The sequence below is a fragment of the Acidovorax sp. SUPP2539 genome, from assembly GCF_030158975.1.
GTDB lineage: Bacteria > Pseudomonadota > Gammaproteobacteria > Burkholderiales > Burkholderiaceae_C > Paracidovorax.
In genome coordinates this window covers 184602-197324 of the sequence record NZ_BQXJ01000001.1, presented here as the reverse complement: position 1 = coordinate 197324, position 12723 = coordinate 184602, and the positions used below count along the sequence as shown (strand labels likewise).

Here is a 12723-nt window from a genome sequence, read left to right as displayed (position 1 = left end):
GGTGGGCCCGAGCCCCTGGCGGCCGGGCGGATCACGGCCCTTTTCGAACGGGCGATTCAGTCGAAGCGCAGATCGGCCGCGACGGGCTGGCCCACGCGCAGCATGCGGCCCGCGCCTTCGCGCACGATGGCGTTCATGCCGAAGGTGACGGCGCCGCCCAGCCGGCGGTCGTGGCGGTAGGTGCGCATCATGTCGCTCACCTCGGGGCTGCTGGCGGCGGTGGCCGGGTCGATGTCCGGGATGGGGCAGCGCGCGCAAGGCTTGGTGGGCTGCAGGTGCACTTCCTCGCCCTCCCCGGTGCCGATGTAGAGCCTGTCGATGCGGTCCTCGTCGTGCGCGTGCAGTCCATCGACCACGATGTTCGGGCGAAAGCGCTCCATGCCCACGGCCGCGTGGCCGGCGGCCCGCAGCCGCTCGTTCAGCCCGTCCAGCGATGCCTGGCTGGCCAGCAGCAGCGGAAAGCCGTCGGAAAAGAGGTTGGGCACCTCCAGGCCGTCGGTCCACTTCGGGCTGGACAGCCGGCGATGCTCGGGGTCGAACCGCACCATGCGGCAGGGCTGGCCCAGGAAGTCGGTGAACCACTGGGCGGCCAGCGGGCCCATGTCCCAGGCGGGCACGGTGTCGTCCCACAGCCGCACGGTGGCCGGGCCTTCCACCTGGTCGATCGCTACATGCAGCGCCAGCATGCCGGGGGCGCGCAGCACCATTTCGTGCACCTTGAGCTGGGGCCGGACCAGGGCCATGCGCGGCAGCGTGCGCTGGGTGAGGAAGTGGCCGGCCGCGTCCACGACCATCCAGGCGCGGTCCAAGTCCAGCCCGGTGTCGGTGAGCAGCGCCTGATGCACTTCGATGCCGGCGCAGGATTTGACGGGGTGGACGAACAGGCGCGCGATGGTGCCGGCAAGGTCGTGGTCGGGGCGGAAAGTCACGGGAAAAAGCTCCAGGGGCGCGGGCGCGAAACCCATCGGTGAAAGCGGGATTGTGCCCGCCCGTGCCGCCTTGGCCGGCTCCTACAATGCCCGGCATGTCCCAAACCTTTGATGTATGTATCCGTGGCGCTGGCGTCGTGGGCCGCACCCTGGCCCTGCTGCTGGCCCGCGAACGGCTCCGCGTGGCACTGGTCGGCACGCCCCTCCCCCCGGCGGCCGATGTGCGCGCCTATGCCTTGAACGCCGCCTCGCGCGGGCTGCTGGAATCGGTGCGCGGGTGGCCCGATGCCGCCCACGCCACCGCGGTGCGGCAGATGCAGGTGCATGGCGACCAGGGCGGCGAGGTGACGTTCGATGCCGAACGCCAGGGCACCGAAGCGCTGGCCTGGATCGTGGACGTGCCCGCGCTGGAGGCCCGCCTGGCCGATGCCCTGCGGTTCCAGCCCCAGGCCGAATGGGTGGACGCCCCGGTGCCCGCCGCGCTCACCGTGGTGTGCGAGGGCCGCGCCAGCCGCACACGCGAGGAATTCGGCGTGGACTTCGCCACCATGCCTTATGGGCAGCACGCGGTCGCCACCCGGCTGCAATGCGAACGGCCCCACGGCCAAGTGGCACGGCAGTGGTTCCTGCCGGACGGCATCCTGGCCTTTTTGCCGCTGGACGGCGCCGCGGGGAACTCCGTCGCGGTCGTCTGGTCAGTCTCGCAGGACCGGGCGCAGCGCCTGGTGGCCCTGGAGCCCGCCGAATTCGAGCAACAGATCCAGCAAGCCAGCCAGAACACGCTGGGCACCCTGCAGTTGAGCGCGGACCGCACGGCCTGGCCGCTGCAGCAGGCCCGCGCGGACCGCTGGTGCGGCCCCATGGCAGCGCCGGGCCAACCGGGCGCCGCGCGCAGCTGGGCGCTGGCGGGCGATGCGGCGCACAACGTGCATCCGCTGGCCGGCCAGGGCCTGAACCTGGGGCTGGGCGATGCCCAGGCGCTGGCCCGTGTGCTGAACGGGCGCGACTATTGGCGCGGCGTGGGCGACCTGCGGCTGCTGCGCCAGTACGAGCGCGAACGCAAGGCGGCCCTGCTGCCGATGGGCTGGACGATGGACGGGCTGCAGCAGCTTTTCTCGCGCAGCGAGGGGCCTTTGATGGCGCTGCGCAACTGGGGCATGAAGGGCTTCGAGCGCAGCGGCCCGCTCAAGGATTGGGTGACGCGCCAGGCCATGGGCCTGCGCTGACGGGATGGACCGAAGGGCCGCAAGGCGGGCCGCTGGCGAACGCCGCGGCGCATTGATGAACAACGAGTTGAAGAACGAAAGAATCGCATGAAACTGATCCCTTCCCTGCTGGCCGGCGCCGCGCTCACCCTGTCCCTCGGCGCGTTCGCCCAGGAAACGGTCATCCGCAAGGCCCTGTCCGACCGCATTCCGCAGCTGGAGAAGATCGACGAGGTGCGCAGCACGCCCATGCAGGGCCTGTATGAGGTGCGCATCGGCACCGACCTGTTCTACACCGATGCCAAGGGCAACTACCTGATCCAGGGCGAGCTGATCGACACCAAGGCCCGCCGCAACCTGACCGAAGACCGCATCAACAAGCTCACCGCGGTGGACTTCGACGCGCTGCCCTTCAAGGATGCCTTCACCATCGTGCGCGGCAACGGCAAGCGCAAGATCGCGGTGTTCGAGGACCCCAACTGCGGCTACTGCAAGCGCTTCGAGAAGGATCTGCAGAACGTGGACAACGTCACGGTGTACATGTTCCTGTACCCCATCCTGAGCCCCGATTCGGCCGAGAAGTCCCGCAACATCTGGTGCGCCAAGGACCGCGTGGTGGCCTGGCAGGACCAGATGGTGCGCGACAAGCCGGCACCCGCCGCCAGTTGCGACACCGCGGCCGTGCAGCGCAACCTGGCCTTCGGCAAGAAGCACAAGATCACCGGCACGCCGACGATCATCTTCGCCGACGGCTCCCGCGTGCCGGGCGCGATCAACGCGCAGGAAGTCGAAAAGCGCATGGCCGACGCCGGCGGCTCCGGCAATTGAGCCCCGGCGTGCGCGGCGGCTGCCGCTTCGCACGCTCCTGACCGCCGGGCGGCGTGGACCACTCCCTGCGCCGGCCCGGGCCTTCACCGACCCTTCAGCGCCGCACGCACCATGTCCGCCCTTCGCCACGCCCACCCCGCCGTCCACTACCGCGTCGAGCCCGCGCAACTGCACGCCCACCTGTTCAGCGTGACGCTGACGGTGGCCAAGCCCGCGGCCCAGCAGGCGCTGTCGCTGCCCGTCTGGATTCCCGGCAGCTACCTGGTGCGCGAATTCGCCAAGAACCTGCAGAACCTGCGCGCACAGCAGGACGGCAAGGACGTGCCCCTCGCCCAACTGGACAAGTGCCGCTGGGAGGTGCAGTGCCGCAACGACCACCCGCTGGTGCTGACGTACGAAGTCTGCGCCTACGACACCTCGGTGCGCACCGCTTTTCTGGATGCCACGCGCGGCTTCTTCAACGGCACCAGCCTGTGCCTGCGCGTGCACGGCCAGGAGACCGCGCGCCACGACCTGGAAATCGTGAGCACGCCCGCCGTGGCGCGCTGGTCCGTCGCCACCGGGCTCGCCGCCGAGAAGACCACGCGCGCCGGCTTCGGCACCTACCGCGCCGAGCACTACGACGAACTGGTGGACTGCCCCGTGGAGATGGGCCCGTTCTGGAGCATCCGCTTCACGGCCTGCGGCGTGCCGCACCGGCTGGTGATCGCAGGCGCCGCGCCTTCGTTCGACGGCAACCGCATCGTGGCCGACGTGCGCCGCATCTGCGAGGCCGGCATCCGCTTCTGGCACGGCGGCGGCAAGCCGCCCTACCAGAACTACCTGTTCCTGCTGAACGTGGTGGACGACGGCTACGGGGGCCTGGAGCACCGCAACTCCACCGCGCTGATCTGCGGGCGGCGCGACCTGCCCCGCATCGGCCAGGCACGCGCGCCCGAGGGCTACAACACGCTGCTCGGGCTGGTGAGCCACGAGCACTTCCACACCTGGAACGTCAAGCGCCTGCGCCCGGCGGAGTTCGCGCAGTACGACTACACCCAGGAGAACTACACGCGCCTGCTGTGGTTCTTCGAGGGCTTCACGAGCTACTACGACGACCTGCTGCTGCGCCGCGCGGGCCTGATCGACAACGCCACCTACCTGCGCCTGCTCGCCAAGACCGTCAACCAGGTGCTGCAGACGCCCGGCCGCAAGGTGCAGTCGGTGGCGCAGGCCAGCTTCGACGCCTGGGTCAAGTACTACCGCCAGGACGAGAACACGCCCAACAGCACGGTGAGCTACTACACCAAGGGCTCGCTGGTGGCGCTGTGCCTGGACCTCGCGCTGCGCCGCGAAGGCCAGGCCACGCTGGACGACGTGATGCGCGCCCTGTGGGAGCGCTGCGCCGCCGGCCCCATGTCCGAAGCCGACCTGCTCGACGCGATCCAGGCGCTGGCGGGCCGTTCGTTCGCCACCGAGATCGCGCAGTGGGTGCACGGCACCGACGACCTGCCCCTGGCCGAACTGCTGGCCGCCAACGGCGTGACGCTGCAGGGCGAGCCGGCGCAGCTGGCCCAGCGCCTGGGCGTGCGGGTGGCGGAGGGCCAGGGCCTGCAGATCAAGGTGGTGCTGCGTGGCGGCCTGGCCGAGCAGGCGGGCTTTGCGGCCGGCGACGAATGGCTGGGGATCGAGGTGCAGGGCGAGGCCTGGCGCGTGCAGCGGCTGGACGACGTGCCGCTCTACGCCGGCGTGGAGCCCCGCGTGACGGCGCTGGTGGCGCGGGACCGGCGGCTGCTGGAGCTGCCGCTGGAACTGCCCTCGACGGCCCATGCGGGCGCCGAGGCCGAAGTCGACACCATCGGCCTGTCGGTGGCCGACGCGGCCCTGGCCAGCCGGTGGCTGGACGGCACCGCAGGCCAATAGAGGACCCTGGCAGAGGCTTTCCGGAGCCCCTTGGGTATAGTCTGCCGATCACAACGAGCAACGGAGATACCCCTTGGCCTACGAAGTCATCGAGGTCCGCATCGAGGCGGACAAGGTCGGCGTCATCACGCTGAACCGGCCCAAGCAACTGAACGCGCTGAACGACCAGCTCATGAACGAGCTGGGCGAGGCGCTGCAGGCCTTCGACGCCGACGAGAAGATCGGCTGCGTCATCGTCACCGGCAGCGAGAAGGCTTTCGCCGCGGGTGCGGACATCGGCGCCATGGCGCAGTACAGCTTCGCCGATGCGTACAAGGGCGACTACATCACGCGCAACTGGGAGCGCATCCGCTCCATCCGCAAGCCGGTGATCGCCGCGGTGAGCGGCTTCGCCCTGGGCGGCGGCTGCGAGCTGGCCATGATGTGCGACTTCATCATTGCGGCCGACAACGCCAAGTTCGGCCAGCCCGAGATCAAGCTGGGGGTCATCCCCGGTGCCGGCGGCACGCAGCGCCTGCCGCGCGCGGTGGGCAAGTCCAAGGCCATGGACATGGCCCTCACCGGCCGCATGATGGACGCCGCCGAGGCCGAGCGCGCCGGGCTGGTCAGCCGCGTCGTGCCCTTCGCCCAGCTGATGGACGAGGCCCTGGGCGCCGCGCTGCAGATCAGCGACTTCTCGCAGATCGCCGTGATGGCGGCCAAGGAATCGGTCAACCGCGCGTTCGAGAGCGGGCTGTCGGACGGCGTGATGTTCGAGCGCCGCCTGTTCCACGCGCTGTTCGCCACCAGCGACCAGAAGGAAGGCATGGACGCCTTCGTGAACAAGCGCAAGGCGACCTTCACCCACCAGTGAGGCACCCCGCCGCGCGGCCCCTGCCACGGGGCTGCGCCACCGCCCCCCGCCGCTGCCCTCAGCGGCTTTTTTTTGCCCGCGACGGCGCCTTGGCGGCCGGCACCGGCAGCCCGGCCTGCCAGTGCGCCGGATCGGCGAAGCGCTCCACCAGGAAGTCCAGCAGCGCGCGCAGCGCCGGCGGCACCTGCCGGCGCGAAGCGTACACGCCGTGCACCCCCAGCGTGCGCGGCGCATGGGCCGGCAGCAGCGCCGTGAGCCGCCCCTGCGCGATCAGCGGCGCGGCGGCATAGACCGGCTGCAGCGTCACGCCCGCGCCGTGCAGCGCGGCGGCCAGCAGCACCTGGGATTCGTTGGCGCTCAGGTTGCCGCCCACCGGCACCGCGATGCGCTCGCCCCGGTGCGTGAACTCCCACAGGCTGCGCCCGAAGTACGAATACGTGAGGCAGTTGTGCGTCGCCAGGTCCTGCGCGCGGCGCGGCATGCCGTGGGCGGCCAGGTAGGCGGGTGCGGCGCACACGACCGATGCGCATTCGCCCAGCGTGCGGGCGATGAGGTTGGGGTCCAGGTCGTTGCTGATGCGCACCGCCAGGTCGATGCGCTCCTGCACAAGGTTGACCGGCCGGGAATCGATGTGCAGGTCGATGGCCACCAGCGGATGGCGGCGCAGGAACTCGGCCACCGCGGGCGACAGCACCTCCTGCGCGAGCGACTGAGAACTGGCGATGCGCAGCAGGCCGCGCGGCACCTCGGCCCCCTCGCCCACCGGCACCGCCATCTCGGCGGCCAGCTCCAGCATGCGCCGGCAGCGTGCCAGGGCCTGCTCGCCGGCTGCCGTGAGGCCCAGGCGGCGCGTGGTGCGGTGCAGGAGGCGGGCGCCGGCCCAGGCCTCCATCTGCGCGAGGTAGCGCGTGACCATGGCGCGCGACATGTCCAGCGATTCGGCGGCGGCGGTCATGCTGCCGCGCTCGGCGATGCGCACGAAGACGTCGGCGGCGGTGAGGCGGTCCATATTCGATCGATCGATGCAACAAAGCTTTGCATGGTAGGGGGTTTTTCGGCCGATCCAGGCAACCTACGATCCAGCCCATTCCTTCTTTCTTTATTCCTTCCTTCATTCCACCTCTCGCTGACCAGGAGCCCGCCATGTCCCGCACACCCCGATTCCTTCGCACCCTGATCGCCGGCGCCGCCAGCCTCGGCTTCGCCGCCGTAGCGCTGGCCGCCGGCCCGCTGCAGCTGCAGGTGCACAACCCCGGCACCAAGAGCCTGTTCCCCGTGTCGTCGGAGCTGATCACGGGCGAGACCGAAGCCGTGCTGATCGACGCGCAATTTCAGCGCGACGACGCCCAGGCGCTGGTGGAGAAAATCCGCGCCAGCGGCAAGAAGCTGACCACGGTGTACATCAGCCACAAGGACCCCGATTTCTACTTCGGCCTGGACGTCATCCAAGCCGCCTTCCCCGCGGCCCGCATCGTCGCCACGCCGCAGACGGTGGCCGGCATCCAGGCCTCCAAGGACGGCAAGCTCGCCCACTGGGGCCCCATCCTTAAGGCCAACGCCCCCCAGGCCCTGGTGGTGCCCGAGCCGCTGCAGGGCGACACCATCACGCTGGAAGGCCAGGCCATCCAGGTGGTCGGCCTGAACGGCCCCACGCCCGGCCGCACGGTGGTGTGGGTTCCTTCGCTGAAGGCTGTGGTGGGCGGCGTGCCGGTGGCCGCCAACATCCACGTCTGGATGGCCGACACGCAGACGCCCGAATCGCGCCGCGACTGGCTCGCCACGCTCGACCAGATCGACGCGCTGCAGCCGGAGGTCGTGGTGCCCGGCCACTTCGTGCCGGACGCCAGCGGCCGGGAGCCGCGCAGCACGGCCTCGGTGGCGTTCACCCGCGGCTACGTGAAGGCCTTCGAGGAAGAAGCCGCCCGCGCCAAGGACTCGGCCGCGCTGGTCGCCGCCATGAAAAAGCGCTATCCGCAACTGGGCGAATCGTCGTCGCTGGATCTGGGCGCCAAGGTCATCAAGGGCGAAATGAAATGGCCGCAGTGAACGCCGCCGCACCGTCTGCGGTGCTGCACTACGTCTTCGACCCGCTGTGCGGCTGGTGCTACGCCGCCGCGCCGCTGGTGCAAGCCGCGCGGCAGGTGCCGGGCCTAGCGATCGCGCTGCACGGCGGCGGCATGCTGGCCGGCCCCAACCGCATCGCCATCACGCCCCGGTGGCGCGACCACGTGGTGCCGCACGACCGGCGCATCGCCCAGCTCACCGGCCAGCCCTTCGGCGAGGCGTACTTCGAAGGCCTGCTGCGCGACCCGACGGCGGTGATGGATTCGGAGCCGCCGACCACCGCCATCCTGGCCGCCCAGGCCCTGGGCCAGCGGGGGCTGGACATAGCGCACCGCATCCAGCAGGCGCACTATGCGCAAGGCCGCCGCGTGGCGGACGCCGCCGTGCTGCAGGATCTGGCGGCCGAACTGGGCCTGGACGCCGAAGCATTCCGCGCCGCCTTCGCGCAATGGCAAGGCGCACCCACGCAGGCGCACTTCGCGGAAAGCCGCCAGTGGCTGGCCCGCGCGGGCGGCCAGGGCTTTCCCACCCTGGCGCTGGAGCAGCCCGGCGCGCCGCTGCAGACGCTGGACATCGGCCCCTGGCTGGGCCAGCCCGAGGCCTGGAAGACCGTGCTGCGCCAGCACCTGGAGGCCGGGCGGGCCGCCATCGCGCCGGCCGGCAGTGCCCTGGCCTGTGGCCCGGACGGCTGCGCGATCTGATGGCGGGCGGGCATTCCCTGCCCTGCGGTTTTCAGCCGGGGAACACCGGTTCGCCCAGGTTGAGCATCAGCCGGTTGGCCCAGGCGAAGATCGCCACGGCGTGCACGGCGTCGAGGATTTCCAGGTCCGACAGGCCGGCAGCGCGCAGCGGCCGCACCTGGTCCGCACCGAACGCGCCGGGCGCGCGCGTGAGGTCGATGCTGGCCTGCACGATGGCCTGCTCGCGCGCCGTGGTGCCCGCGCCCTGCGGCTCGGTGAACACCTGCACGATCACGTCGTTGCGCTTGGCCAGCTGCTCGAACCGCTGCGCATGCACCGAGGCGCAGTACACGCAGCCGTTCACGCGCGAGACCACGGCGCTGGCCAGTTCGCGCTCGGCGCGCGACAGGCCGCCGGGCGCGTACATGATCGCGTTGAACACGATCGACCGCTCCTCCAGGATGCGCGGCTGGTGCACCAGCACGCGGTAGTAGTCGCTGGTCTTGGCCTTGGGGTGGCTGGCCTCGAGCACCGCCAGTTGCGCGGGCGAGGCCTGCGCCAGGTCCAGCACGGGCAGCCAGGCTTTCCACTCCAGCGTCTCGCTGGTGTAGCCGTTCACGCGCACGGGCTCGCCGGGCTTCGGGAGATTGGCCGGGTGCACGAACGGCGCGGCGGCCGGTGCCGGTTCGCCAGCAGCGGCTGCGGGCGAAGCCGCCGGCGTGCCGAGCGCTGCCAGGGCCTGCAGCCCCGCCACCACGCGCACCTGGTAGGCCACGAAGGCGATGAGTTGCGCCAGCGCCACCACGGCGGGCGTGGACAGGCCGGCGGCGGGCAGCTGCAGCAGCGCCTCGCGGTCGCCCTCCACCGGCCGCGCGGCCAGCAGGTCGGCAAAGCGCAGGATGGCCTGCAGGCGCGGGTCCTGCACTGGCGAATCGCCCGGGTCCAGGGCCGCGCGCTGCGCGGGCGTGAGGTCGGCCAGGCCCTGCAGCCGCGCCGTGTAGTGCGCCGCCACCGGCGCGCTGCCGGCCTGGGTGGCGATGGCTCGCGCCGCCAGCAGGCGCTCGGCCAGGGAGAGGCCCTCCAGCGCGGGATCGAACAGGCTGTCGTAGCTGCCCTGGGTGGCGGCGACCACCTTGTCGCGCTGGTGGCGCACGGCGTGCACGGGGTCGCCGGGGGTCAGCGGCACCAGGGTGTCCACCAAGTCGGGGGAAAGGGATGCATCGGTCATGGTCGGCTCCGGTGGGGCGGCCCGTCGGCCGCCAGGGATCTCAGTGTTTTAGGGCTGCAGCACAGATTCTTCTATGGCAGCTTGCTTCAAAAACGATAGCACCTGCCGCCACGAGTGTTCGTCGGCCCAGGCGTTGGGCGCAGGTGCGCCGCCGCCGGTGCTGAGCCGGCCCGAGACCGGGTGGGCGTACACGGTCTGCGTGGTGGGCAGGTAGGGGAACAAAATCGAATGCCCCGCGCCCGCGTAGTCGTACTGGGTCACCGGGTGCGGGTGCGCATGGGCCTTCAGCCGCTCCACGACCATGCGGCCGTAGCGCGACGAGGGCCAGGAGCCGTCGTCCTCGGCGGTCAGCAGCAGCACCGGGCCACGGATGCGCTCCACGCGGATGCGGGCGCGCTCCACGGCCTCCTCGTCCTGCAGCGCGGTGAGCAGCGCGTTGGCATGGCGGCGCGGCTCGGGTCCCTCGTCCCACGGCGCCCAGGTGGCCGTGCGGTTGTTTTCCCACAGGTGCGGCAGCGGCTGGCCGCGGAAGATCCACGCCGGGCCGTTGCGGCTGTCGGGGCCGTTGGCGGGGTTGCAGGCGTTCTGCGCGCTGTGCACCACCGCGCCCGGCACGTAGCCGATGACGGCCGAGACCTGCTCCGGGAACAGCGTGCCCAGCAGCAGCACCAGCTCGCCGCCGCGCGACTGCCCGCTCAGCGCGACGAAGCCGCCGCGCGGGCGCACCGTGCGATGCAGCCAGGCGAGCGCGGTCTCGAAGTATTCGAGGTGCGTGTCCGAGATATGGTCGGGCCGCCCCGGCGACTGGAAGTAGCCCAGCGCCAGCGCCGCGTAGCCGTGCGAGGCGTACAGCGCCGCACGCGGCTCGTTGATGCCCCCGCCCGAGCCGTTGAGCACCAGCACCGCCGGGTGAGGGCCCGGGCCCGGCGGCAGGAACAGCGTGCCCGACAGGCCCTCGTCGCGCACCCCGCCACGAAGCTCGCGCCGCACCACGCCGGGGCCGACCAGGTGCTGCACGAAGCGGCCCGAGAGCGGCGCCCCGCCCGGCGCGCCGCGCTCCAGGGTGACCTCGGTGGCCAGCGGCGCGGCCGGGGTGCTGGCGAACAGCGCGCGCGGCGCCTGCCCGCCGTCGGGCACCTGCGACCACACCAGGCCCATGGGCGACACGCCGGCGTAGCTGCCCGACCGCGGCGCGTCGCGCGACAGGTCCACCGTGCCCTGGGCATCGGCCTCGAAGACGGCCTCGGCGCGCCAGGCGACGCCCGGGCCGCGCAGGGTGTGGCTGCGCAGCGTGACGGTCTCGCCCGGCACGAGCCCGCTGGCCACGATGTGGCGCGGCACGTCGATCAGCGCGTCGGCGGGGGTGATGGTGAGCGCGGCCACGCCTTACTTGCCCACGCGGGTGACTTGCAGGGCGGTGGTGCGGTCGCTCAGGATCGGCTCGACCTTCAGCCCCTTCTTGGCCGCCCAGATGTTCTGGTAGTGGAACAGCGGGATCTGGCCCACGTCGTCGGTGACCAGCTTGGCGGCATGGCGGAACACGGCCTCGCGGCGGCGCGCATCGAACTCCACCGTGGCGGCATCGAGTGCCTTGTCCACCGCTTCATTGCTGTAGCGGCCCCAGTTGTTGGCGCCCCGGCCGCGCTGGGCGTCGGTGGTGGCCAGCGTCTGCAGCAGGCCGTAGCCGGCCTCTCCCGTGCCGTTGCCCCAGGCGATCACGCTGACGGCGAAGTCGTTCTTGTTGGCGCGGCTGGCGTACGAGGCCCAGGGCAGCACCTCCACCTTGGTCTTCACGCCCGCGCGGCTCCAGAACTGGGCCACGGCCTGCACGGTCTCGGGGGCCTGCGGGTAGCGGTCGCCGGGCACGTGGATGGTGATCTGGAAGCCCTGCGGAAAGCCGGCCTCGGCCAGCAGCTTTTTGGCCTGCTCCACGTTGTAGGGAATGTCCTTGACCTCGGGGTTGTAGCCGAAGCTGCCCTTAGGCATCCACTGGTTGGCCTCGGTCACCGTGCCCTGCAGCACGCGGTCCACGATGGCCTTGCGGTTGATGGCCAGCGACAGCGCCTGGCGCACGCGCACGTCCCGCAGCGGATTCTGCGCGAGCGGCTTGCCCGCGTTGTCGGTGACGAACTCGTTGGCGCCGGCCTTGAAGCTGGGCTGCAGCAGCAGCGCGCGCAGGCCGGGGTAGGTGTACACGCTCACGCTGGGCGTCTTGCGCAGCTTCTCCACGTCGGTCACGGCGACCTTGTCGATCACGTCCACATCGCCCGCCAGCAGCGCGGCGGTGCGCGCCGCGCCGTTGTTGATGTAGCGGTAGTTCACCTTCTCCCACAGCGGCTTGGTGCCGTAGTAGCTCGCGCTGCGCTCGAACACCGTGCGGTCGCCCGGCACGTAGGAGATGAATTTGTACGGCCCCGTGCCCACGACGGCGCGGCCGGCGTTGTAGTCCTCGGTCTTCGATTTTTCGCCCACGTGCTTGCTCACGATGTAGATCGAGGCGATCTCCAGCGGCAGCATGGGGTTGGGTGTGTTGGTCTTGACGATGACGGTGTGCGCGTCCTTGGCCGTGGTCGATTCGACCGTGCGCAGCGCGCCCGCATAGGACGCCACGCTGCCGGGCACGTTGCGCGCGCGCTGGAACGAGAACACGATGTCGTCGGCGGTGAAGGGCGTGCCGTCCTGCCACTTCACGTCGGTGCGCAGCTTGAACTCCCAGGTCTTGTCGTCCAGCGTCTTCCAGCTGGCGGCCAGGCCCGGCTCCAGCTTGCCGCCGTCGCGCGAGTTGACCAGCGAGTCCCAGAAATGCAGCGCCAGCGAGCGGTCGCCCGCGTGGTTGTTGAGTTGCGGATCGACCGACGACACCGGGTCGGCGAAGCCGATGGACAGCGTGTTGCCGTTCTGCGCGAGCGCGCCGGTGGCACCGGTAGTGGCGAGCAGCGCGGCAGCGGCCAGGGTGGCGAGGCGGAAGGAAGTCATGGCGGGCCTTTCAGGAAAAAACGAACGGGATACGGCGGGGGCAACGGGCGTTGGACGG

Annotated in this window: 10 protein-coding genes and 1 pseudogene; 6 read left to right on the top strand and 5 right to left on the bottom strand. The window is 71.0% G+C overall.

Annotated elements, in window-relative coordinates:
* Nucleotides 1-56 precede the first annotated feature (56 nt).
* Entirely contained in the window at nt 57-929 is an 873-nt protein-coding gene (locus AVTE2539_RS00885) for an MOSC domain-containing protein (RefSeq protein WP_284408032.1), read from the bottom strand.
* Between the two features lie 95 nt (nt 930-1024).
* On the opposite strand from AVTE2539_RS00885, the gene AVTE2539_RS00880 reads away from it, so the two are divergent.
* The 4 genes from AVTE2539_RS00880 to AVTE2539_RS00865 all read left to right on the top strand — a co-directional run bounded on the left by AVTE2539_RS00880 (nt 1025) and on the right by AVTE2539_RS00865 (nt 5717).
* Nucleotides 1025-2155 (top strand): FAD-dependent monooxygenase, encoded by a 1131-nt coding sequence (locus tag AVTE2539_RS00880; protein ID WP_284408031.1) that lies wholly within the window; start codon nt 1025-1027, stop codon nt 2153-2155.
* Between the two features lie 87 nt (nt 2156-2242).
* The gene (locus AVTE2539_RS00875; RefSeq protein ID WP_284408030.1) at nt 2243-2962 is read left to right on the top strand and encodes a DsbC family protein; all 720 of its coding nucleotides are present in this window, start codon (nt 2243-2245) and stop codon (nt 2960-2962) included.
* Between the two features lie 111 nt (nt 2963-3073).
* Nucleotides 3074-4864, top strand: a complete 1791-nt coding sequence (locus tag AVTE2539_RS00870; protein WP_284408029.1) for a M61 family metallopeptidase — start codon at nt 3074-3076, stop codon at nt 4862-4864.
* 73 nt (nt 4865-4937) lie between these two features.
* Nucleotides 4938-5717 carry an enoyl-CoA hydratase gene (locus AVTE2539_RS00865; protein WP_284405319.1) on the top strand — a complete coding sequence of 260 codons (780 nt, stop codon included), beginning with the start codon at nt 4938-4940 and terminating at the stop codon, nt 5715-5717.
* Nucleotides 5718-5775: 58 nt separating this feature from the next.
* Here AVTE2539_RS00865 and AVTE2539_RS00860 read toward each other — a convergent pair whose 3' ends face one another.
* Entirely contained in the window at nt 5776-6726 is a 951-nt protein-coding gene (locus AVTE2539_RS00860; protein WP_284408028.1) for a LysR family transcriptional regulator, read from the bottom strand.
* A 134-nt stretch (nt 6727-6860) separates the two neighbouring features.
* Between AVTE2539_RS00860 and AVTE2539_RS00855 the strand changes: the two are divergent.
* Nucleotides 6861-7757: pseudogene (locus AVTE2539_RS00855) on the top strand (MBL fold metallo-hydrolase); the annotation flags it as partial.
* Nucleotides 7751-8482, top strand: coding sequence for a DsbA family protein (locus tag AVTE2539_RS00850; RefSeq protein WP_284408026.1), 732 nt, complete (start codon nt 7751-7753; stop codon nt 8480-8482). The pseudogene AVTE2539_RS00855 and the gene AVTE2539_RS00850, both read left to right, overlap by 7 nt.
* 31 nt (nt 8483-8513) lie before the next feature.
* On the opposite strand, the gene AVTE2539_RS00845 is transcribed toward AVTE2539_RS00850, so the two are convergent.
* Genes AVTE2539_RS00845 through AVTE2539_RS00835 form a run of 3 tightly spaced genes read right to left on the bottom strand, consistent with a single transcriptional unit; the run spans nt 8514 to nt 12665 of the window.
* Nucleotides 8514-9689 (bottom strand): CMD domain protein, encoded by a 1176-nt coding sequence (locus tag AVTE2539_RS00845; RefSeq protein WP_284408025.1) that lies wholly within the window; start codon nt 9687-9689, stop codon nt 8514-8516.
* A gap of 48 nt (nt 9690-9737) precedes the next feature.
* On the bottom strand, nt 9738-11072 hold the full coding sequence (locus AVTE2539_RS00840) for an acyl-CoA thioesterase/bile acid-CoA:amino acid N-acyltransferase family protein (RefSeq protein ID WP_284408024.1): 1335 nt from the start codon (nt 11070-11072) through the stop codon (nt 9738-9740).
* A 3-nt stretch (nt 11073-11075) separates the two neighbouring features.
* Nucleotides 11076-12665: an ABC transporter substrate-binding protein gene (locus tag AVTE2539_RS00835; RefSeq protein WP_284408023.1), complete on the bottom strand. Its 1590-nt coding sequence runs from the start codon at nt 12663-12665 to the stop codon at nt 11076-11078.
* Nucleotides 12666-12723: the final 58 nt, after the last annotated feature.